The sequence below is a fragment of the Erythrobacter sp. A6_0 genome (genome assembly GCF_017744235.1).
GTDB lineage: Bacteria > Pseudomonadota > Alphaproteobacteria > Sphingomonadales > Sphingomonadaceae > Qipengyuania.
This window is the reverse complement of the sequence record NZ_JAGHQR010000004.1, coordinates 372,864-393,695: the sequence shown is the minus strand read 5'-3', so window position 1 is coordinate 393,695 and position 20,832 is coordinate 372,864. Positions and strand designations below refer to the sequence as shown.

Sequence of the window (20,832 nt, the reverse complement as noted above, 5' to 3'; positions counted from 1 at the left end):
TGGAACGACGGCGCTACATTCGCAAGCCGGAACGTGCACGATCCGCTGCGCGACAGCGGAAGCGCGCAAATCGAAGGGGTGATGCGAATGGGCCAATCCAGCAACGAGCAGGCCTCGCCAATACAGCTCACCGTGGATGCGAGCGACGTTGCGCGGGCCATCTTCTGGTGCAGACAAAGCCTGCGGGTAGACGCACACAAGGGGAAGGTCGCGCTTACTCTGGCCAAGTGGCTTCCGGCCTACCACGCGCCGCGCGGTGCGATCGACAGGCTCGCAGGTTTTGAGTTTCGCGCCGATGGCGTCGCATGCCGCTGGCAACGCGATCCCGACGATCCGTTTCGCATCATCGTCCACCTTCCCGAAGGCGCCCGCCGCCTGGAAACCACGCATCAATCCCTGTCGCCGACGCAGTCGAATCAGGGCCGGATTATGGTGAGCGACGAGATCCTGCGCTTCCATTGGGAAGAATGCCTGCTCTATTCCGCCGACGCTCCGATCGACGAGATCATGATCGAGCCCGCTTTGCGCTTGCCCGAGGGGTGGGACTGGGCCTGCGCATTGGGCAATGGAGACGAAGCGCGCATCGGGCCGGAGGATGGGATCGTTCGCTTCGAACCGGTCGATGTGCGGACGCTCATCGATTGCCCGGTGCTGGCCGGCATCCATACGCATCGCGAACACCTCGACGACAGCGTCACCTTGCTGATCGCGGCCGACCGCGAAGATCAGCTGCCGCAAAATCCCGAAGAACTCGAATGCCACCGACGCCTGATCGCGGAAGCCGATGCGCTGTTCGGCCACCGCCCTTTCGAGATGTATCATTTCCTTATGGCCTGCTCGGACCAGATCGGACGCATGGGGCTGGAGCACGAAAGTTGCAGCGAAGAAGGCGTGCGCGCGACCTATTTCAGCAATTGGCAAAGCTCCACGACCGAGCGCGACCTGCTCCCGCATGAATACGTGCATGCCTGGGTCGGTAAGTACCGCGTCCCGCAAGGCAACTTCCACAGCGATTTCAGCCGGATGACCAACGAACTCATGTGGGTCTATGAAGGGCTGACGCAATATTACGGCCACGTTCTGGCCGCGCGGTGTGGCTTGATTTCGCAGCAGCTGACCCGCGAAGCCTTCGCGCTGATCTTCGCCACTTACGACAATCGACCGGGGCGCACCTGGCGCCCGCTGGCCGATACCGACAACGATCCGATATTCACTGCGCGCGAAGTGCAGCCCTGGCAAAGCTGGCAGAGGTCGGAAGACTATTATTCCGAAGGGCTGCTGATCTGGTTGGAAGCGGACACGATCATTCGCAGCGAGACCGCAGGCGAACGCTCGCTGGATGATCTGATGCGCAGCTTCTTCGCGCCCGAAGACGCGGAACAGCCGCACGGGCGGCTGAAGCCTCGCCCTTACGGCCGGGACGAGCTTATCGAGGCGCTGACCGATGTGTTCGATTACGACTGGGCCGGTTTCTTCGCCTCGCGCGTCGACGGCATCGCTCCGCACGCGCCTTATGCCGGGATCGAGAACGGTGGCTATCGCTTGGTCTGGCAGGATCGCCCATCGGATTGGCAGGCCGACGATCAGACCCACCATTCCTATTTCGACTTTTCCTATTCGCTGGGCGTGAAGATGGGCCTGAGCGCGAAAGTGATCGACGTCATGTGGGAGGGGCCAGCCTTCAAGGCCGGGATCGTCAAGGGGATGGAAGTGCTGTCTGTCGGCGGAATAACCTATTCGCACGCGGCGATGCAGGATGCGAATCGATACGTGCGCCGACGCAGGCGGCAGCATCGATCTGGTGGTGAAGCGCCTCGACCGGGTAAAGACGGTCACGGTCGATTGCCCGACCGGTCAGCGCTATCCGTCACTCGAAGAACACGGCAAGGCGCCCCGGCTTCTCGACGCGATCCTCAGTTCTCGCGCTTAAGCTTCGGATATCGGTTCGGCGCTCTGCCCGTCGAGACGGACTGAGCCGCTCAGCAAGACATTCTGGTAGGCATAGGGAATCTCGATGCCCTCCACGTCGAAACGTTTCTTCACCTGTTCCAGAAGGTCGAACTCCACGGCTTTGGCGGTTGCAGCATCGTTGCACCACGCGCGCAGTGAAAGATCCACGCTCGACCCGCCCAGATTGACGACCGGACAGCCGACCACTTCCAGAATATCGGCGTGCGCATCTGCCAGTTCGAGCACGATGGCGCGCGCCTTGTCGATGTCGGAATCGTAACCGATCGAGATGGTCGGCGTAATCATGACGCGCAGGTCGACCGAGGAAAGATTGATCATGATCTGGTTCGCGATCGTGCCGTTGGACAGCACGATGCGGCGGTTATCGAACGTCCTAAGCACGGTGTAGCCGAGCGACAGATCCTCCACCACGCCCGTTTCCAGGCCCGTCGGCGTGGTCAGTTGCAGGCGGTCCCCGCGGCGGAACGGCTTGTAGATGACGAGGCTGATGCCGGACACCAGATTGCCAAGCGTCGACTGCGCGGCAAATCCGATCACCACCGAAACGATGCTGACGCCTGCCAGCAGCGAGGTGGTCAGCTTGTTGAGCGATGGAACGACGTGGGAGAACAGCAGGGCCAGAATGATCCACATGACGAATGTGGCAAGGTGCTGGATGAAGCTGATCGTCATCCGGTCGATACGCTCGCCCGGATCGTGATCAATGACCGTCGCCACCACGCGGCGGATGATCCAGCTCAGGATCGCCCCGATCAGCAGGAATACGACGCCCAGACCGACCGCACCCCAGAAATGACTGGGGTCGAGATACTGCGTCAGCGCTTCCAGCCAGCGCGGATCATGCACGCCGGTGGAAGCTGTCGTCGTTGGCGAGACCGATGGCGACGGTGTGGGCGAAGCGCTCGCCCCCGTTTCCAGCGCCATCATGCGGCGGGTTTGAAAGTGTCGGGGTCGGCCATCCTCCAATATTCGGCAAAGGACGTGCCTTCGGGATCGTGCAGCAATTCGCCCGGCCCCACTTCGTGGACGATCTGCGACCAGGGGATCATCTCGGCGTTGTTCTTCCACTGGCGCAGATGGCGCGGCGTGAAATCGTCCGGCGTTTCCAGGCCGCATGCGACGACGATATCGTGCAGGCTGTCGAGCGTCTTGGACTGGAAATTGGCCACACGCTCCGCCTTTTCGGGGATCACCAGCCCGCGCTGCCTGGCGGGAGAGCTGGTCGCGACGCCGGTCGGGCAAGTGCCGGTGTGGCACCGCAGGGACTGAACGCATCCCAGCGAGAACATGAAGGCGCGCGCCGCGTTGCACCAATTGGCACCCAGCGCCGCGTTCATCGCGATGGACGAGCCGGAAAATACCTTTTCCGACGCGGCCAGCTTGATCTTGTCCTTCAGACCGGTCCCGATCAGCGCGTTGTTGACGTAATAAAGCCCGATGCGCAGCGGCAGCCCGACATGATCGGACAGCTCCAGCGGCGCTGCTCCGGTCCCGCCGCCACCGCCATCCACCACGATGAAGTCGAGCAGGATTCCGCTGTCGATCATGGCCTTGCAGATCGCGAAAACTTCGTGCGGCATCCCTACGCACAGCTTGATCCCGACCGGCTTGCCGCCGGAAAGGTCCCGCATCTTCGCCGCGAATTCCAGCATTTCGCGCGGGGTCGAGAAAGCGGAATGGCCGGGTGGCGAAAGGCAGTCCTCATTCGCAGGCACTTGCCGCGTCTTTGCGATTTCCTCGGTCACCTTGGCTGCGGGGAGCAGGCCGCCATGGCCAGGCTTTGCGCCCTGGCTCAGCTTGATTTCGGTCATCTTGACGGAATCGTGCCGGGATTTGTCGCGGAAACTTTCGGGGTCGAAATTGCCGTCCTTGTCGCGCGCCCCGAAATAGCCCGAGCCGATTTCCCACACGACATCGCCGCCGTGCTTGAGGTGATAGGGCGACAGGCCGCCTTCCCCGGTATCGTGGTAGAAATCGCCCATTTTCGCGCCCATGTTGAGCGCTTCGATCGCATGATTGCCGAGCGCGCCGAAGCTCATGGCGCTGATGTTGAGGCGCGCGGCATCGTAGGGCTTGGCGCATTGATCCGTGCCGACATGCACGCGGGTCCGCTTGGGTGCCTTGGGGTTCGGATTGATGGAATGGCAAAGCGCCTCGTATTCCTCGGAATAGACGTCCAGTTCCGTGCCGAAGGGATGCGCATCCTCCTGCTTTTTCGCCCGTGCATAGACCAGCGAGCGGGCGACCCTGTCATAGGGCCTGCCCTCCAGCGGCCCTTCCACGATATAACTGCGCAGGAACGGGCGCAGGTCTTCGAACAACCAGCGGAACCGTGCGAGAAGCGGATAATTACGCCGCAGGGAATGAGTCGATTGGACCATGTCCCAGATGGCAATCAGCAGGAGCGGGCCCGTCAGGATGAGGCCCCAGTAGAAGCCTTGCGAAACGAAGACACCCAGGGCGACAAGCAAAGCCGACAGGAAAAGCGGTATCCAGAAACCGATATTCCGCTCGAAACCCTTATCGGCGATTAGCCCACCTGCGATCATACCATTCCGATCCATCTTTGTGTTTCACGAAGGCCGTAAGCCCGATTTGCGGCGATGGAAAGCCAGCTCCTTACATCCCAAATTCAGTCCTTCGCGCGTCGCACGACCGCTTCTTTCGGGAAACCTTGAGCTACTGATAGTCTTACCCGATGGAATAGGGCGGGAAATTCAGAAGGCTGGCGTTCAGGAGCTTCGACATTCCCTCGATATCTCCCGTGACCAGCCCGGGCCGCTTCCCACCGGAATCCTTCGCATCGGGGAATACTCCGTAACCGGCGAAGAGGCAGTGCCAGCTCGCACTGGCGTAATAGCGTTTGCCGGCATAGGCCTCGTCATTGACGGCCGAAATGTCCGCGCAGCGGAACCAGGCGGTTATCATCGCCTTCAGTTCGTCCGACAGGTTTTGGTTGGCAGCGTTGTCTTCCCAATACTGCGTGTCGGTGCGCTGGTTGAGCCGGTAATGGGCCACGATATAGTCGCGCACGCCATCGTAACGCGCCGCGATAGATTTGTTGAACGCTTCGCGATGCCGGGGGGTGAAGCCGCCCGCCTCGAAGGCCTGCGCGAATTCGAGTGCCGTCGCGATCACGATGTGAAGCGCGGTAGCTTCGAGCGGTTCGAGAAAGCCCTGGGCGAGGCCCGCCGAAAGGCAATTGCGGTGCCAGGTTTCGACCACGCGGCCGACTTTCATTTCCAGCCTGCGTGCCTCCCCCTCCGGCTGGCCGAGCGCGGCGCGCAATTCCTCCTCCGCCGCTTCGTCGGAGACGTAGCGTGAGGAATAGACGTAGCCGTTCCCGATCCGCGTCGTCAGCGGGATCGCCCAGCGCCAGCCCGCTTCCATGGCGACGGCGTCGGTCTGTGGAAGCCGTTCGGTTTCGTGCTCGTTCGAATGTGCGGTCGGCAGCACTACGGCGCGATCGTTGAAGAGATTGTCCGCGAAGCTCTGGAATGGCACGCCCAACGCCTGTTGCGCGATCAGGGCGCGAAAGCCCGAGCAATCGACGAACAGGTCGCCCGCGATCCGATCCCCGCCCTCGCACAGGAGCGCGGCCACATCCCCCTCGCCGTCCAGCTCCACCCGCTCGACCTTGATCGGGCGATGGTCCACCCCCTGCCTTACCACCCAATCGCGCAGGAAGCCGCCCAGTTTGTGCGCGTCGAAATGATAGCCGTAACTGGGTTCGAAGGGGAAATTTTCCGCCGGATGCGGCGCGCGGCCTTCCTCGGCGAGGCGTGTCGCCAGGAACCAGCGATCCGGATGCGCGGGCACGTCCAGCCCCTTGCGAGCCAACAGGCAATTGCGGATGAAATGCGGTTCGGGGTGCAGGTCCACGGGGCTTGGAAAGGGATGGAAATAGCTTTCGAAACCCGGCCGTTCGCTCCACCCGGAAAAGCGGATGCCGAGCTTGTAGGTCGCATCGCAGGTGGGCATCCATTCGGCTTCGTCGATCCCGAGCTGGTCGAACATGGCCTTCAATTGGGGCGTCGATCCTTCGCCCACGCCGATGATGCCGATGGCCGGGCTCTCGACCACGGTCACCCGACCCCCGCGCGGCCCCCAGCGCTGATGGAGAAGGCAGGCGGTGATCCATCCCGCGCTGCCTCCACCCAAGACGACCACATGGGGCGGCCCGTTAGATCGCGCGCCTGCCTCCATCAGCGGGGTTTGAGCTGGATCGCCACGCCGCCGCCCGGTGCCAGCCGCACAGTATAGCTGTCGCCCTTTTTAACCGTGACGGTGTCGTATGCGATCTCGTGGCGCTTCTCGGTCAAGTAGGTCGCTTCCGGTCCGTCCTTCCAGACCTTGGCCGTGTAGGACTTGCCCTCATCGAGGAAATCGAAATCGAGCGTCAGAGTGCGTTCGGTCGCATCGTTGACGCCGCCGACATACCAGTCCTGGCTATCGCGTCCCTTGCGCGCGAAGATGGCGTAATCGCCCACCGCACCGTCGATCAGATGGCTTTCCGACCAGTCGGCGGGCACCGCCTTGATGAATTCCAGCTCGCGCGGATGCGCCTCAAGGCTTTCGATGAAATCGGCCGCCATCTGGATGGGCGAATAGATCGCGAGGTAGAGGCCCAATTGCTTGGCGAGCGTGGACGAGAAGGGATAATCGTTGTCCCCGACCAGGCCGAGCACGCCGGGCGTGTAGTCCATCGGACCCGAAAGCATCCGGGTGTAGACCAGCGTCGGATCATGTTCGACCCCGCTGCCATAGGCGTTCCAGGCGTTGTATTCCTGCCCCCGCGCCCCTTCGCGCGCGACCCAGTTGGGATAGGTGCGGCGGAGGCCGGTATCCTTGACCGGTTCGTGCGGATTGATCGCGATGCCGCGCTTCGCCGCTTCCTGCACGACCTTCAGATGATGCTGCACCTGGCGCTGGCCGTCATGCCATTCGAAGATCTCGGTCTCCGGATCGCAAGGGTCGGCGATGTCGGCATTGCAGGACACGATCCCGCCCGCATCGGCGACATAGCCGGTCTTGATCCAGTCGACGCCCAATTCCTTGTAGAGGTCGAGCGCGTCTTCGAGCTGGGCTTCGTAATTAGCGATGTTGCCGCTGGTCTCGTGATGCCCGATCAGGCGCACGCCCTTCGATCTGGCGTAATCCGTCACTTCGCGCAGGTCGAAATCGGGATAGCTCTGGGTGAAGCTGAATTCGCGGCCATTGTTGAACCAGTCGCCGTCCCAGCCGACATTCCATCCTTCGATCAGCACGCCGCGAAAACCGTGCTTGGCGGCGAAGTCGATATATTCCTTCGCCCGCTCCGTCGTCGCACCGTGGCGGTCGCTCGTCCCCCATGTCCAGCGATTGGAGATCATGCCCCACCAGATGCCGATATATTTCCCCGGCTCAACCCAGCTGACATCGCCCAGTTTGTTCGGCTCGTTGAGGTTCAGGTCGATGTCGCTTTCGACCAGTCCCGCCGGACCGTCGCTAATGCGGATCGTGCGCCAAGGCGTGGTGAAAGCGCCTTCGCGTACCACCTTCGCCCCCCGGCTCGAAGGGGCGAGCGAGGCGCGGAAACGCGATCCTTCCATTCGCCGCAGCCACATGCCCGAATAATCGACCAGCGCCGCCTCGTGAAAGGCCAGATGCGTTCCGTCCGCCAGCCGCATGGTGATCGGCGTGTGCGCGATACTAACCGCATCGATCGGCGTTTCGTTGTAGAGATATTCGTAGCGATTGAAGTCGCCGCCCGGAATCCACCACGCCGTGCCGTCCTCTGCGGCCTCCGGCGCGATTGCGAATTCCGTCAGCTCTTCGGCGATGTTCGCAACGGGCATGACCTCGCTGTCGGGAAATTCGTAACGGAAGCCGATCCCGTCATCGAAGACACGCATCCGCACCGTCAGCGCGCGATTGCTGTTCTGGCGTCCTTCACGGAAGGTGACGGCCAATTCGTTATGGTGATCGCGCACGAAGCGGCGTTCGCCCCAGGGCTGTTCCCAGGTGGCGTCATGGGCGGCGCGGGTTTCGCTTTCGACCTCGAAATTGCGCCGCATCGGCTGGGCATCGGTGAACAGGAAGCCGAGATCGCTGTCGGCGATCAGCGTCTTGCCGTCGCGGACGACGCGGTAATACGGAACCCCGCCGCCATCGACGTCGAGCGTTACGACTGTGCGCCCATCAGGAGAGGCGACATCGGCAGCCCAGGCAGGAAGCGCGCTCGAGGCGAGGAGCGCGCACAGGGCTCCTTTCAGTCCCGCGCGCATCAGACCCGCACCACCAGCGCGCCGTAGGGCCCGAGACTGTCGGGCATGACCGAATTGATGCTGCATAGGGTTTCTCCTTGAGGAATCTTGATGTCGGAAATGGGGTCTGGCGACAGGTTGAACAGGCAGACGACACGCTCGCCCTGCGATAAGCGTTCGAGGCGCAGCAGCGCGCCATCGGCCTGGCAGGCGGCGCTGCCGTAGCGCAAAGCGGACGAGGTGTTGCGCAGCGCGATAATTTCGCGTGTCAGCGCCAGCAGCGAGGCTGGGTCAGCGTCTTGCACCGCGACCGAGCGGGCGAGATTCTCCTCGCCAAGCGGGAGCCAGGGGGTGGCAGCGCCGAAGCCGCCCTCGCCTTCACTCTCCCACGGCATCGGCGTGCGCGCGCCATCGCGCGACAGAGTCAGCGGCCAGTTCGCGATCGCTTCGGGATCCTGCAATTGCTCGAAGGGGATATCAACCTGCGTCAGGCCCAGTTCCTCGCCCTGATAGAGGATGATATTGCCGCGTAGGCACGCGAGCAGCAACAACTTCATCCGCGCGAAGGCGTCGCGATGTTCGGGCGCACACCAGCGCGAGACGGCGCGCGGCGCATCGTGGTTTTCGAACGCCCAGCTCGGCCAGCCCGTCCCCTCCTCGTCCGGCCATTCGGCCAGCGCAGCGCAGACCAGTCCGGGGGTCAGGCGGTCGGCATAAAGAAAGTTGAAGCCATAGGCGGAATTCAGCCGCGCATCGCCTTGGGTGAAGGCTTTCATCTCCGTCTCGGCCTCGTCCCCACCGACTTCCGCCACGGTGAAGATGGCCCCGCCATCCCCGGCATACTCGTCGGTCACGGCGCGGATACGTTCGATGAAACCGGGAATGTCGGGATGCGACATATTGTGGATCTTGCGCTGGAAATCGAACGGCCGGGTGCGCGCCCGGTCGGTCGGCGGCGCGGGCGGATTGTCGCGCAGGTCGGGATCGTGCATCGAAAAATTGAGCGCGTCGATCCGGAAGCCGTCCACGCCCCGGTCCAGCCAGAAGCGCGCGACATGGAGAAGAGCGTTCTGAACTTGCCGGTTATGCCCGTTCAATTGCGGCTGGCAGCTGAGGAAATTGTGCAGGTAATATTGCCCGCGCCGCGCATCCCAGGTCCAGGCCGGGCCGCCGAAGACCGATTGCCAGTTGGAGGGCGGCGTGCCGTCCGGCTTGGCATCGGCCCAGACATACCAGTCCGCCTTGGGATTGTCGCGGCTCGCACGGCTTTCGACGAACCAGGCGTGTTCGTCCGAAGTGTGCGAATAGACTTGGTCGATCAGAACCTTGAGGCCGAGCTGATGCGCGCGGGCGACCAGCGCGTCGAAATCGGCAAGAGTGCCGAAGATCGGATCGACATCGCAATAATCGGACACGTCGTAGCCGAAATCCTTCATCGGGCTGGTGAAGAAGGGCGAGATCCAGATCGCATCGACGCCGAGCGAGGCGACATGGCCGAGCCGCTGAGTGATACCTGGAAGATCACCGATCCCGTCGCCATTCGCATCCATAAAGCTGCGGGGATAGATCTGATAGATCGCCGCTCCGCGCCACCATTGCACGGCGGGACCGGTTTGCGGCGCGAGTGCAGTCTTGCTCAGGCTCGCCATCATTGCGCCCCCAGTTCGCAGATTGCCCAGCCGAAAGCCGGGATCGTCAGCCGCACGCTGCCGGGTACCGACGGGGCGGCGGGGCACTCGCCGGACAGGGCCGTGAGACTGCGCACGCCGTAATCCACTTCGATATCGCGGGTAATCGCTTGATCGGACGAATTGAACGCCGCCAGCACGCGCTGGCCGCTTTCCTCGTCATACCGTTCGACCGCCAGCAGGCCCGGCCCCTCATGGTCGAAACCGCGTACAGTGGTCAGCCCGCGCCGCAGGGCGGGCGAGCCGGTCCGCATCGCCGCCAACTCTCCGATCAGGACATAGAGCGGGTGGGAGGTGTCGAAATTGTCGCCCGCAGTCGTCGCATCGGTACCCAGCAGCGCGTTGTCGTTATAGGCATCGACCCGGCTTTCGAACATGTCCTCGCGCGCCAGCTGGTCGTTGCCGTCGGAGATGAAGCCCTGTTCGTCCCCGTAATAGACCGTCGGCACCCCGCGCAGTGCGAACAGCATCGCATGGCCCAGCCTGGTGCGCGCCAGCAATTCGTCGCGATCCTCCGTCTCGGCATAGTCGCGCAGGAACATCGAGAAGCGACCGAAATCGTGATTGCCGAGGAAGGTCGGAAGGCCCGTCGCGGTCTTCGCGCCGCCGGGATAAATTATGTCCTGCACCAGGAAATCGGCCATCACCTGCGGCGCTTCCTTCCCGCTCGCGACCAGCTGCGCCGCCTTGGCGAAGCCCATGTCGAGTGCATAGGGCAGGTCCGCTTCCGCCATCACCCGCGCCGCCGTGACTGCGTCGGGCGTGTCGTAGGCGATCTCGCCGAAGATGTGGAAATTGGGGATGCCTTTCGCATCTGCCCGTTCAAGCATGGCGGGTACGAAAGCCTGCCAGAATTCCGGGTTCACATGTCTGGCAGTGTCGATCCGGAACCCATCGATCCCGTAGCGGTCGATCCATCCGCCGAAGATCTCGATCATCCCTTCGACCACGCGCGGATGCTCGGTGAAGAGATCGTCCAGCCCGACGAAATCGCCATAGACGCTGCTCTCGCCGATCCAGAACGTATCGCCGCGATTGTGGTAATAGATCGGATCGTTGAGCCAGGCGGGCACTTTGACGTCACGTTCGGCTGCCGGGACCACGGGGGTGTAGGCGTAACTCGGATCGATCAGCCGCGCCCAGTTCTCGGCGCTCGGATCGCTGGGATCGAAGCCGCGATTGATCGGCGCTCCATCCGGGCCACCCTTGGTCGAGTAGGGATAATCGCCTTTGCTGCGATATTCGTATTCGTTCTCGGCGAAGCGGATCACGTCGGCGGTGTGGTTGGCGATGATGTCCATATAGACCTTCATGCCCCGCGCATGGGCGGCATCGACAAAGGCTTCGAACTCTTCATTGGTGCCGAAATGGGGATCGACCTGCGTGAAATCGGTCACCCAATACCCGTGATAGCCGGCGCTGAAGCTGCCCGGATTGCCGGGATCGCCCTGCACCGGCTTGTTCTTGAAGATCGGCGCGAACCAGATCGCGGTGACGCCCATACCCTGGATATAATCGAGCTTCTCGGTCAGCCCTTTGAGGTCCCCGCCGTGATAGAAGCCCTTATGGGTCGGGTCGTATCCGCTGACGAGCCGATCCGCCGGATAGCCGCCCAGATCGTTGCCAGGGTCGCCATTGGCGAAGCGATCGGGGAGGACGAAATAGATTACCTCGTCTTCCACCCCGCGCTCGCGGAAGCTTTCCGGCGCAACCGTTTCGGCGAAGGCGGGAGCGGTGGCGAGCAGAGCGGCGGCAAAAGTCAGAGCGATATGTTTCATAGGGCCGTCTCCATCGTGGCGGCGGGTCGGGAACTAGGCTGCGACGCACCAATTCGGCGCAGGAATTCGGCATGTGTGGGCATGGCATCGACCAGCGTCGCGATGCCGCGCTCGATTTCGTCCAGAAGCCGGGCGAGTGCGGCCGGATCGACGGCATCCGCGTTCGGATGGGTCGCGCGTGGCATTACACCCTGCCCCATCAGCACCTGGACCCAGCCGGGCTCGGTGAACAATTCCTCGTGCTCGCGGTGGAGGTATCCGGTCGCGCGAAACAGGTCGAGCCGCGCAGCGAGGCTGTCGGGCAAGGGCATGGCGCGGCAGCGATCCCAGAACGGCTCGCCCTGCCGTTCGTTCGCGGCATAATGCAAAATCAGGAAATCGCGCACGCTTTCCCATTCGAAGCGGGCCTGACGATTGAAATCCGCCGCCATTGTCGCCGTCGCGCCGCGGCGCGGGAGCATCGAAAGAAACCGCGCAATACCGGACTGAATCAGGTGGATGCTCGTCGATTCCATCGGTTCGAGGAAGCCCGCGGCTAGGCCCAGCGCGAGGCAATTGCCGTTCCAAGGATCAGGTCGCATTCCGGTCGTGAAACGCAGGCGATTGGGCTCAGCCAGCGGATCGCCGTCGAGATGGGAGCGCAGGATCGCTTCGGCCTCGTCGTCGGGCAGGTAATCGCTGCAATAGACGAGGCCGTTGCCGGTGCGGTGCTGCAAGGGGATCCGCCATTGCCAGCCCACCTCGTGAGCGGTGGCGCGCGTATAAGGCACCGGATCGCCGTCGCTCGCGCAAGGAAGCGCAACCGCGCGATCGCAGGGCAGCCAGTGAGACCAATCCGCGAAATCCTGCCCCGGCGCGCCTTGGCTTAGAAGCGCGCGAAACCCGGTGCAGTCGAGGAAGAAATCGGCCTCGACCTGCGCACCATCTTCCAGAATAACGGCGCGAATATCCCCGCTGTCACCGTCGCGCTCCACCGATGCGATGCGGCCTTCGATCCGGGTCGTTCCCCGCGCTTCGGCGAAGCGGCGAAGGAAGGCTGCATAGAGCGACGCGTCGAAATGGTAGGCCCATGGCATGTCGGGCTGGCCGTGCGCCTGCTGCCACGCCTGCATCCGACCCGCGCGGGCCGCCGTCTCGTTGAGGGAATAGGCCGCAAGGCTCTTGGCCAGTCCCAACTCCCGCCCGCGCAGCCAGAGCTGGTGAAACGGCAGCAACCCCGCCCCGCGCCCGAGATTGCCAAAGGCGTGCATGTAGCTTTCGCCCGGCTTGCGCCATCCGGCAAACTCGATCCCGAGCTTGAAAGTGCCCTTCGTCTCGCGGACGAACTCGGCCTCGTCGATCCCGAGGCTGCGATTGAACAGGCGGATCTGCGGGATCGTCGCCTCGCCCACGCCGACCGTGCCGATCGCATCGGATTCGATGAGCGTGACGCTGCACCCGGTCAATTTGGACAGGGCCGCCGCCGCCATCCAGCCAGCCGTGCCGCCGCCCGCTATGGCGATCGAAAGGGGAGTTTCACTGATTTGCGTCACGGCCATGCTCCTCCCTCGCCCCTCATCGGGCAGTTCGGCAAGCCGGATCGGCGGGGGCCCGGCATGTCCGAGGCTCCCGCCGCCCGCATCAGAACTTGTAGGTGAAGCCTGCGAGGAAGCGACGCCCATAGAGCTGATAATCGACCACCTGGTTGCGCTCCGCCCCGGTGGAGACGAAGGGCTGATCGGTGAGGTTCTGGCCCTGGAGATAGACCGAGAGACCTTCCAGCGCGCTTCCGTCCTGGAAGTCGTAGCCGATCTGCGCATCGATGATCGTTTCCGCCAACGCCGTGCGCCTTACCGGCGACCCGCCGAAGCCGGTGAAATCGCCGAGGAAGGTCGAACGATAGCGCGCGCTGACACGCGTGTTGAAGCCCGCGTTCTCGTAATACGCCGTCCCGTTCACGACCCACTTCGAATAGCCGGGGATCTGCGTTTCGTTCCCGTCAGCATCCTCGATCTTGGTCTTGGTGTAGCTGGCACCGCCCGTGATGCCGAAGCCTTCCAGCGCCTCGGTAAAGGTGTCGAACGGCAGGGTTACAGCCAGTTCCGCACCGTAGAGGTCGCCTCCGCCGGTGTTGATCGGGGCATCCAGCGTGCCGATCGGCGAAAGGTTGGGATAGGCCGCGCTGCCCGGAGGCGGCGGGAAGGACGAATAGTCGAATTCGAAGCGTCCGTTGAAGACGTAGCTCTTGATGTCCTTGTAGAACAGCTGGAGCGCCACGACCCCGCCGAGGCCGAAATACTTCTCGATATTGAAATCGACGGCATTGGCGCGATAGGGGCGGAGATACGGGTTGCCGCCACCGCCGCGAATGATCCCGCCGGGCACCGAGGTATCGATGCCGTAGCCGATCGAAAGACGCGTATCGTCGAGCCGGGGGCGCATGATCTCGCGTGCCGCCGCGACGCGGAACACCCAGTCGCTGTTGAGGCGCAGCGACAGGTTCGCGCTCGGCAGCACATCCCAGTAATCGTCGCCCAGCGTCAGGCGCTGCGGCCCCGCAGCCGGGAAGATGAAGCCGGTCGAATTCTGGACCGTGTTGATCCCCTGCACGCCGACATTGCCGGTCAGCACGCCGCTCGCCAGTTCCTGCTCGATATTCGCCTGGAGATAGAGCGTCATCAGGTCTTCATTGACCGTGTAGCTCTTGCTCAGGACATCGTTGGCGGCATTCGGCCCGGTCGCGACGCGCGGTTCGAGCACGAGGACGCCTGCCGCGATCAGCTCGCGCGGATCGTAGCTGACGATCGGGCCGAGGCCGAGATAGGTCAGATCGGTCGCGCGCAGCAGGAATTGCGAGGGGATCGCCACTTCGGTCGCGCCGTTCGGAAGGCGCACGAAAGCCTCGTCCGGCGTCAGGCTCTTTTCGCGGGTCGTGTAGTTCATGCCGAACTGCACGCTGCGCAGGAAGCCGCCGTCGAACTCCTTTTCGACCTCGCCGCGGAACTGGAACAGCTCGTCCTCGATGATGCGGTTGTTCGAATAGCCCGCCTGCGGGATCGCGCCGCCGCCCCAGCCAAGCGGATCGGTGAGGAAGATGCGCGCCGGATCGCTATAGTCGAGCGACGGGTCGAACACCGTCCCTTCGTCGCCCGAGGTAAACCCGATGGTCGCCGCCGAACCGCGCCCGGTCGAAGGGCCGTTGAAACCAGTCCCCGAATAGCTTTCCAGGCTCAGCTCGTTGCGATCGGTGCGCGAATAGCCGAAGTCGAAGAAGGCGGTCCAACCGTCGTCGCCATCCCACAGCGCGTTGAAGCCGCCCGAATACAGGTCCGCCTTGCGCTGGAAGACGTCGTTGCGGATCACGCCGCGCACATTGTCGAACTGGCCCGAGGTCACGAGCCCATCCTCAACCGTGAAATTGGCCGGATTGAACGTCGTCCCGAACGCGCCGAAGCCGAGCGGGAGTTCGATACCGCGCTTGGTCTGATCGTCGTCGAAATTGGAATAGAAGCCGTCGACCGTGAAGGTCAGCTGCGGCATCGGCTGCCATTGCAGCGTGCCGTTGACGCCGAGGCGCTTGAGGCGCGTCGAGGTGACATAGGATTTGGATCCGCCGATCAGCGCCGCGTCCTGGCCGTTCACCTGCGTACCGGCATAGCCCCAGGCATTGAATTCCTGCAGCTGATAGGGCTCGTCCACATAGGATGCGGCGAGCGAGATGCCGAGCGTGTCGTCGGCGAACTGATCGACGAAGGTGCCGTTGACGCGATAGCCGAATTCCTTCGATCCGGCGTTCAGCGCGCCGATATCGGCCCACGAACCGCGCGCACCGACGGCGATGATCCGCTCGCCGGTTTCGAGCGGACGGATGGTGCGAATGTCAATCGTGCCGACCAGGCCCTGCCCGACCAGCGATGCGGTCGGCGACTTGTAGACGACGACCTGATTGACGATTTCGGACGGATACTGGTCCAGCTCGACCGAGCGGTTGTCGCTCGTGGTCGTCTGTTCGCGGCCGTTCAGCAGCGTCTGCGAGAAGTCGGGGCCGAAGCCGCGGATTGCGACCACATTGGCACGCCCATTCAGACGCTGCGCGGTAAGGCCGGGAAGACGCGCGATCGATTCCCCGATCGAGGCGTCAGGCAATTTGCCGATATCTTCCGCCGTGACCGATTCCACGATCTGGTCGGACAGCTTCTTTTCCGCGACCGCGCTTTCAAGGCTGGCGCGAAAGCCGGTGACGACGATGACATCATCGTCCGCCGCGTCTGGATCGGTGACCGGCTGGCCTTCGTCCACCTGCTCGGGCGTGGTCTGCTGGCTGCCCTGCGCCATTGCGGCGGCGGGGATCAGGCCACCGGCCAGCGCCAGAGTTGCAGTGAATGCGGAAATGCTGATTCCGCTGCGAAGCGTTTCGCGAAAAGCCATCGGTCTACCCTCTCCAGAGCCGGTCCACTTCGGGCCGGAAATCCTTGGTTCGGGCGGTTTCCGCTTGTCCGGTTCCCCGCCCTTCCCTTCACGGATAGGCTTGGTTTCGCGCGCTGCGGAAGACAGCATACGTATGTGATGCGATGCACACGGGCACCGATGTTGCGCGATTGCCACGCGCGATCTCGAACCCCGCATTGCCAGAATCGCCCCTTCGGCCTAGCGTATCCAGAGCTTGCGGGAAGCGCGGAAAACCGTCGTTCTCGTAATCTTGGCGCGCAGTTGGGAGAGAGGCATGGGACGCACGCCGAGCGGGAGGCCGACGAGCTTCGACATCGCCTACCGTGCGGGCGTATCGCAACCCACGGTCAGCCGGGCGCTGCGCGGCGACAAATCGGTCAGCGCGCAGACCCGCGCCCGGATCGAAGCGATCGCCGCCGAACTCAATTACACGGTCGACAAGAATGCGAGCTCGCTGCGATCGCAACGCTCGAACACAATCGCGCTGCTCTTCTTCGAGGATCCCACGCCCGACGAGAGCATGATCAATCCCTTTTTCCTCGCCATGCTCGGATCGATCACCCGCGCCTGCGCGGATCGCGGGCTTGATCTGCTGATTTCGTTCCAGAAAATGGAAGATGACTGGCACGTCCGCTATCAGGACAGCCACCGGGCCGATGGGCTGATCCTGCTCGGCTATGGGGATTACACCCTCTATCGCAAGCGACTCGACCAGCTGGAACGGCAGGGGACGCATTTCGCCCGCTGGGGTTCGGTGTCGAGCGATGCAAGCGGGGTGACGGTGGGGACCGACAATCATGCCGCCGGGCGTCTGGCGGGCGAGCATCTGATTGCAGCAGGACGCCGTCGCATCGCCTTTCTCGGCCACGCGGACGAGCATTATCCCGAATTTCGCGGGCGCTATCTGGGCCTGTGCGAAGCGCTGGACAAGGCGGGCATCGCAACCGATTCCGCACTTCAGGCCGATGCGATCACCACAGAGAAGGCCGGGCATGACGCCGCCAGATCCCTCATTTCGTCCGGCGCCGATTTCGACGCCATCTTCGCTGCCAGCGACCTGATCGCGATCGGCGCGATGCGTGCACTCGCCGAAGCGGGCCGCAGCGTGCCCAGCGAAATCGCCGTGGTCGGCTTCGACGATATTCCAGCGGCCAGCCTGACGACCCCGCCCCTGTCGACCGTGATGCAGGATATCGGCGGAGCGGGCCGGGCTCTGGTCGAGACCCTGCTGGCCCAGATCGAAGGGCGCGATCTTCCCCCTCGCAAGCTGCCCGGACGATTGATCCTGCGTGGCTCCAGCGCATCGGTATAGCCCGCCCCGCTCCGACGCCACATTCGTATGCAGCCTTGCCGGGTCCGCCGCTTCGTGCGAGCCGAATGCGGTTCCGAGCGGGCAAGAGACCCGCCGGAAACGGACGAGGACGATATCGATGACGACTGCCGCGATAACCGAGAAACCGCGCTTCGGCTTTTGGGGCCTGTTCAATATCAGCTTCGGCTTCTTCGGCATCCAGATCGGCTTCGCCCTGCAGAATGCCAATATGAGCCGGGTCTTCCAGACGCTCGGCGCCAGTATGGACGATCTTCCCGCGCTCTGGGTCGCGGCTCCGCTGACCGGGCTGATCGTGCAGCCGATCATCGGACACCTTTCGGACAAGACGTGGAACCGGCTGGGGCGGCGCCGCCCCTATTTCCTCACCGGCGCCGTCTTCGCCGCGCTGGCCCTGTTTCTGATGCCGTTAAGCCCCGGCTTCGGCGCGCCGCTCCTGTTCGCGGCTGCCATGCTGTGGCTGCTCGATGCATCGCTCAACGTCTCGATGGAGCCGTTCCGCGCCTTCGTGGGCGATATGCTGCGCACCGATCAGCACAGTGCCGGCTATTCGGTCCAGACCGCCTTTATCGGTGCGGGCGCGGTGGTCGGGTCGATCTTCCCCTGGCTGCTCGAACAGCTTGGGGCGAGCAATGTGGCGGCGGCCGGGACTTTGCCCGACACGGTGCGCTACAGCTTCTGGTTCGGCGGTGCCGCGCTGTTCCTGGCAGTGCTCTGGACCATTGCGACGACGCGCGAATACAGCCCGGACGAGCAGGCCGCCTTCGCCGGACAGACCGTTCCGGTCGAGGCCGGACAGCCGGTGAGCGCGCTGGCGCACAAGAGCTATCTTTCGAGCGGAGTCTGGATCGCGATCGGCCTGCTGGTCATTCTGGCGGTGGACGCGCTCGCGCTGGAAAAGGAAGTTCTGCTGCTCGGCGCCCTGCTTGCCTTTTACGGCGTATTGAGCACGGTCGCCATCGCACTCGCCAAACGGGGGCGGACGACCAACATGCTATCCAGCATCGTGGGCGATTTCGCCGGGATGCCGGAAGTGATGAAGCGGCTTTCGCTGGTTCAGTTCTTCAGCTGGTCCGCTCTGTTCATCATGTGGATCAACACCACCCCGGTGGTGACTCAATATGTGTTCGGCAGCACGGACACCGCAAGCGCGGCCTATAATGAGGGCGCGAATTGGGTGAACGTGCTGTTCACGGTCTACAATGGCGTTGCAGCCGTGGCGGCGCTGGCCCTGCTCCCCCTGTTGAGCCGCCGGTTCGGCCAGGTGGTCACGCACATGATCTGCCTGTCGCTGGGGGCGCTGGGCTTCCTCATGTTCTTCGTGGTGCGCGATGCGCAGGCGCTGCTGGTGGCGGAGATCGGGATCGGGATCGCCTGGGCCAGCATTCTGGCCATGCCCTACGCCATTCTCGCATCCAATCTGCCGCAGGCGAAGCTCGGCATTTATATGGGTCTTTTCAATATCTTCATCGTCGTCCCGCAATTGCTGGTGGCGACCTTGATGGGCTCGATCATGAAGCTGCTGTTTCCGGGAGAGCCCATCTGGACGATGCTGTTCGCGGCAGCGGCCTTGGGGCTGGCCGCAGTCCTGACTCTACGCGTCGGAAAACTGCGCTAATTGAGATCCTGACGCGAAAACCGAACCAGAGTGATCGCCATGGCAAGCCCGATCCAGGCCAGCAGCGCGAGAAGCGAGGTGGTCCAGCTCAATGCCACGCTCGCATCCGGGCCGAGCGGCGAGACCAGTCCAGCCTTCCTGTTCGCCCACTCGATCAGATTGAGCATGTGGTAGGGCGGTAGCGTCTCGATCAGGAAGCGCGTGAGATCGGGTGCACGCGCGTGGAAGAATACGCCCAGAAGCCCGAGCATCCCCTCCAGGATGACGAGCCCGATCGAAATGATGACCGTGGCGAGAATGGACCGCGTAAGCACTGCGAACAGTGCGGCGAACGCCGTGGCGTAGGCGATCGGCAGCAAGGCATAGGCCGCCGCACCGGCATGCGCGGCGAAGATGCCTGAGAAAGTCACGCCTTCAGGTATTTCGCTGCCCTGAAGCGATCGGAGCCACTCGGTCGTCAAGCTTATCAGATCGGTCAGAACGAAAGCGGCAAACACGAAGCCGACTGCAACGGCCCATTTCGCGACCACGAGCTGCCAGCGCTTTCGCGCCGGAATGATCAGCTTCCAGGTGTTCCAGGAATATTCGCCCGCAAAAAGCAGAGCGGCAAATCCGGCGATCAGGATGCGCCCCGGGGCCGAACCGGGGGCCCGCCAGAAGATCGCGCTGTCGGCGATCCAAACCGCCGCCGGCTGGGACTCTCCGGGCGGGCTGGCCGGTGCGAATTGGTAATAGACGAGGCTCGCCAGAGCGATCAGGAAAATCGCGATCGGGAAGATCCACACCATCAGCCAGGTGCCCCGGTGGCGGCGCATTTTCAGCGCTTCGGCGGCTACGGCGTCAAACATCGGGATCGCTCGTCATTTCGAGGAAGACCTTTTCCAGATTCTGTTCTTCGGCTGCGATCCGGAACACATCCACTCCGGCGGCCACAAGTTCTCGGACGATCGCCGGTGCCTCCTCGCGGCTGCCCTCCACCATCACCTGGCCGGAGGGCGCTGCGATCGGTCGACGCGCTTCGAGAACCTTGAGCGCCGCGTCCATCGGCCGCGCCTCGATCGCCAGGCGGAGACTGGTGCCGAGCAGTTCGGCCGTGCCGGCTTCCCGGATCAGCCTGCCCTTGCTCACGATTGCAAGGCGGTCGCAAACCTGCTGCACCTCGTGCAGAAGGTGGCTGCACAGGAACACGGCCTTGCCTTCGTCCGCCAAAGCGCGGATCAGCTTGCGCATGTCCTGAATGCCCGCCGCGTCGAGCCCGTTGGCCGGCTCGTCGAGGATCACCAGGTCGGGATCGTCCAGCAGCGCCGCCGCGACGCCGAGGCGCTGTTTCATGCCGGTGGAATAGCCCTTGAACTTGCGCTTCGCATCGCGCGTCAGATCGACACGCTCCAGCACCTCTTCGATCCGCCAGCCGTCGATACCGCGCGTGCGCGCCAGGACGCGAAGATTGTCGCGCCCCGACAGGAAGGGATAGAATGTGCCGCCGTCCACCAGCGAGCCCACGCGGCCGAGCGCGTCGCGGTCGGTGACCTCACTGCCGAAAAGCCGCACTTTGCCGGACGTGGGGCGGATGAGCCCGAGCGCCATGCGGATCGTGGTGCTCTTTCCCGCGCCGTTCGGCCCCAGAAACCCGTAGACCTCGCCGCAGCGCACGCTGAGCGTCACATCGCTGACTGCGCGCTTCGCCTTCGCTCCGCGCCCATACGTCTTGCTCAGATCGCGCAGTTCGAGCGCGACGATTTCGTTGCGATCGCTGTGCAAGCTCCCCCCCTGA

General features: G+C 63.4%; 13 protein-coding genes. 3 read left to right on the top strand and 10 right to left on the bottom strand.

What is annotated here, in order from left to right; all coding sequences use genetic code 11:
• Positions 1 to 87 precede the first annotated feature (87 nt).
• Positions 88 to 1,974: a peptidase M61 gene (locus J7347_RS13070; protein ID WP_209162459.1), complete on the top strand. Its 1,887-nt coding sequence runs from the start codon at positions 88 to 90 to the stop codon at positions 1,972 to 1,974.
• Here J7347_RS13070 and J7347_RS13065 read toward each other — a convergent pair.
• The 8 genes from J7347_RS13065 to J7347_RS13030 form a co-directional block, all read right to left on the bottom strand.
• Positions 1,927 to 2,898, bottom strand: a complete 972-nt coding sequence (locus J7347_RS13065) for a mechanosensitive ion channel family protein (RefSeq protein WP_245174074.1) — start codon at positions 2,896 to 2,898, stop codon at positions 1,927 to 1,929. The two genes, J7347_RS13070 and J7347_RS13065, sit on opposite strands and share 48 nt — an antisense overlap.
• Positions 2,895 to 4,520: an FMN-binding glutamate synthase family protein gene (locus J7347_RS13060; RefSeq protein WP_209162458.1), complete on the bottom strand. Its 1,626-nt coding sequence runs from the start codon at positions 4,518 to 4,520 to the stop codon at positions 2,895 to 2,897. Before J7347_RS13060 ends, J7347_RS13065 begins: the two co-directional genes overlap by 4 nt.
• A gap of 142 nt (positions 4,521 to 4,662) precedes the next feature.
• Positions 4,663 to 6,177 (bottom strand): tryptophan halogenase family protein, encoded by a 1,515-nt coding sequence (locus J7347_RS13055; RefSeq protein WP_209162457.1) that lies wholly within the window; start codon positions 6,175 to 6,177, stop codon positions 4,663 to 4,665.
• A complete protein-coding gene (locus J7347_RS13050; protein ID WP_209162456.1) occupies positions 6,177 to 8,237 on the bottom strand; it encodes a glycoside hydrolase family 97 protein in 2,061 nt (686 codons plus the stop codon). Before J7347_RS13050 ends, J7347_RS13055 begins: the two co-directional genes overlap by 1 nt.
• Positions 8,237 to 9,865 (bottom strand): alpha-amylase family glycosyl hydrolase, encoded by a 1,629-nt coding sequence (locus J7347_RS13045; RefSeq protein WP_209162455.1) that lies wholly within the window; start codon positions 9,863 to 9,865, stop codon positions 8,237 to 8,239. The genes J7347_RS13050 and J7347_RS13045 overlap by 1 nt, the downstream gene beginning before the upstream one ends.
• The gene (locus J7347_RS13040) at positions 9,865 to 11,682 is read right to left on the bottom strand and encodes an alpha-amylase family glycosyl hydrolase (protein ID WP_209162454.1); all 1,818 of its coding nucleotides are present in this window, start codon (positions 11,680 to 11,682) and stop codon (positions 9,865 to 9,867) included. The genes J7347_RS13045 and J7347_RS13040 overlap by 1 nt, the downstream gene beginning before the upstream one ends.
• On the bottom strand, positions 11,679 to 13,220 hold the full coding sequence (locus tag J7347_RS13035) for a tryptophan halogenase family protein (protein WP_209162453.1): 1,542 nt from the start codon (positions 13,218 to 13,220) through the stop codon (positions 11,679 to 11,681). The genes J7347_RS13040 and J7347_RS13035 overlap by 4 nt, the downstream gene beginning before the upstream one ends.
• An 82-nt stretch (positions 13,221 to 13,302) precedes the next feature.
• Complete coding sequence (locus J7347_RS13030) at positions 13,303 to 16,089, bottom strand: TonB-dependent receptor (protein ID WP_209162452.1); 2,787 nt, start codon at positions 16,087 to 16,089, stop codon at positions 13,303 to 13,305.
• 295 nt (positions 16,090 to 16,384) lie between these two features.
• Between J7347_RS13030 and J7347_RS13025 the strand changes: the two genes are divergently transcribed.
• Together J7347_RS13025 and J7347_RS13020 are read left to right on the top strand one after the other, a co-directional pair.
• Positions 16,385 to 17,422 carry a LacI family DNA-binding transcriptional regulator gene (locus J7347_RS13025; protein ID WP_209162451.1) on the top strand — a complete coding sequence of 346 codons (1,038 nt, stop codon included), beginning with the start codon at positions 16,385 to 16,387 and terminating at the stop codon, positions 17,420 to 17,422.
• Positions 17,423 to 17,540: 118 nt separating this feature from the next.
• Complete coding sequence (locus tag J7347_RS13020) at positions 17,541 to 19,058, top strand: MFS transporter (protein ID WP_209162450.1); 1,518 nt, start codon at positions 17,541 to 17,543, stop codon at positions 19,056 to 19,058.
• Here the strand turns inward: J7347_RS13020 and J7347_RS13015 are convergent.
• Together J7347_RS13015 and J7347_RS13010 are read right to left on the bottom strand one after the other, a co-directional pair.
• Positions 19,055 to 19,906, bottom strand: a complete 852-nt coding sequence (locus tag J7347_RS13015; RefSeq protein ID WP_209162449.1) for an ABC transporter permease — start codon at positions 19,904 to 19,906, stop codon at positions 19,055 to 19,057. The two genes, J7347_RS13020 and J7347_RS13015, sit on opposite strands and share 4 nt — an antisense overlap.
• On the bottom strand, positions 19,899 to 20,819 hold the full coding sequence (locus J7347_RS13010; protein WP_209162448.1) for an ABC transporter ATP-binding protein: 921 nt from the start codon (positions 20,817 to 20,819) through the stop codon (positions 19,899 to 19,901). Before J7347_RS13010 ends, J7347_RS13015 begins: the two co-directional genes overlap by 8 nt.
• Positions 20,820 to 20,832: the final 13 nt, after the last annotated feature.